This window comes from Anaerococcus sp. NML200537 (assembly GCF_026131715.1).
Lineage (GTDB): Bacteria > Bacillota > Clostridia > Tissierellales > Peptoniphilaceae > Anaerococcus > Anaerococcus kampingae.
The window spans coordinates 1-1,520 of sequence record NZ_JAMXSL010000076.1 but is presented as its reverse complement, the minus strand read 5'-3'; the positions used below and the strand labels follow the sequence as shown (position 1 = coordinate 1,520).

Annotated in this window: 1 protein-coding gene; it reads right to left on the bottom strand. The window is 33.5% G+C overall.

Annotated elements, in window-relative coordinates:
• Nucleotides 1-105: 105 nt before the first annotated feature.
• Nucleotides 106-1,281: an IS110 family transposase gene (locus tag NH288_RS11320; RefSeq protein ID WP_265215405.1), complete on the bottom strand. Its 1,176-nt coding sequence runs from the start codon at nucleotides 1,279-1,281 to the stop codon at nucleotides 106-108.
• Between the last annotated feature and the right edge of the window lie 239 nt (nucleotides 1,282-1,520).

Sequence of the window (1,520 nt, the reverse complement as noted above, 5' to 3'; positions counted from 1 at the left end):
TAGACCAGCTATCAAATGTCAAGAGAAAATAAAAAATAATTAATCTTGTAATTTATGGCACATCAAATAAGCCTAAAAATTAGGCTTAGAAAAACTAAATAACAACTAAATATTCGGTATGTAAGTTTTGTTATCTCTTAAAACAGCAAAAATTATGTTAGTAAGTTTTCTAGCAACTGCACCAATAGCTGTACCATGCGCCTTACCCCTTTGTCTAAGCTTTTGATAATAAACAGACAAAGCAGGATCTTTAAAAGCAGCAACACTAGCAGCAAGCCAAATAGCACGTCTAAGATAAGGAGAACCACGTTTAGAAATCTTAGTATCAGTAGCATTAAAATTGCCAGATTGCTTAACAGCAACATCTAAACCAGCATAAGCAACCAACTGATTAGCTCTCTCAAAACGAGAAATATCACCAATTTCTGAGAAAATAGCAGCACCTAAGACATCACCAATACCGGTGATAGAAGTAATAACAGGGCATAAAGAATTAATCATAGAAGAAATTTCATCTTCAATATCAGCTATCTGATCTTCAAGAAAAGAAATTTGAGCAATAATCTGTTTAATTTGAAAAGAAAAAGACTTTAAAGCAAACTTAACACCAAAAGAATTAGAAGCCTTCTCTTGAATTTCTTTAGCCTTATCAATACCAAAGCGACCCTTACTACACTTAGACAACATCTTAGCAAGCTCATCAGCAGGAATAGAAATCATATCCTCAGGCAAAGGATACTTACTCAAAAGCTCCTTAGAAGCCACACCATAAATATTAGAAAAAAGCGAAGAATACTCAGGGAAAACCTGATCTAAAATACAAACAAGCTTTCTCTTCCAATCAGAAGCTTCATCAACAAGAGCAAACCTGAACCTAGAAAGATTTCTTAAAGCAAAAGTATCCTCATCAGAAAAATGAGAAACAGAAAACTCACCGAACCTAAGAATTTGAGCAATAACAAAAGAATCAACAGAATCATTCTTAGTCTGTCTAATATACATCTTTCTAAAAGCATCAGATTGAATAGGGTTAATAACAACACAAGAAAAACCTAAATCAATTAAGAAAGAATAAAGCGAAAGCCAATAATGGCCAGTAGCTTCCATACCAATAATACAGTTGTTAGAATCAATCGAAAAAGAGGAAATAAATTTCTGAAACTTCTCTAAACCCCTAATAGAATTAGAAAAAGAAAAGGACTCAGAAACAAGTTTCCCATCAGAATCAATTATTGAGGCTTCGTGGTTTTTCTTTGCAATATCAACACCAATGTAAAACATAAAATCACCTAGCTTTAATATAAATTTAGATAGAGAAAGGACCCTCAAGAACTTTACGACAATCAAACCTCGTTAGACATACAGCAACGAAATGCGCTATCCAGCTCATACTGATAAAGACGTAAAGAAGAGGCGTAACCCTAATTTAGGAAGACTAGCTTCAAGGAGGTTAACTACGACCTCTATCTATACAATTATTATCCCATAAGAAAGTGGGATTGAGAACAAAATGTAGTATT

Excerpts from the sequence above, each read along its gene's own strand:
- NH288_RS11320 (WP_265215405.1), bottom strand. The coding sequence starts at position 1,281 with ATGTTTTACATTGGTGTTGATATTGCAAAGAAAAACCACGAAGCCTCA.